Raw genomic sequence first — 227 nt, 5'->3', positions numbered from 1 at the left:
ACTGGTAGGGCTGGTTGGACTCGAACCAACGACCCCCGCGTTATCAACACGGTGCTCTAACCAGCTGAGCTACAGCCCCAAATGCTGTTCTTTATTATTTACAGTCGATAAGTGTGAACGCTTGATGAGTCGTCATTGCTGACTAGTGCGACTCTAGAAAGGAGGTGATCCAGCCGCACCTTCCGATACGGCTACCTTGTTACGACTTCACCCCAGTCACGAATCCT

The 227-nt window shown here is 51.1% G+C and carries 1 tRNA gene and 1 rRNA gene; both read right to left on the bottom strand.

The annotated features are described in order from the left end of the window. Positions 1-2: 2 nt before the first annotated feature. Positions 3-79, bottom strand: a tRNA-Ile gene (locus GTP23_RS22520). Positions 80-157: 78 nt separating this feature from the next. Beyond that, a 16S ribosomal RNA gene (locus GTP23_RS22515) occupies positions 158-227 on the bottom strand; the annotation flags it as partial.

The organism is Duganella fentianensis (genome assembly GCF_009857835.1).
GTDB lineage: Bacteria > Pseudomonadota > Gammaproteobacteria > Burkholderiales > Burkholderiaceae_D > Rugamonas > Rugamonas fentianensis.
This window is presented reverse-complemented; position numbering and strand designations above follow the sequence as displayed.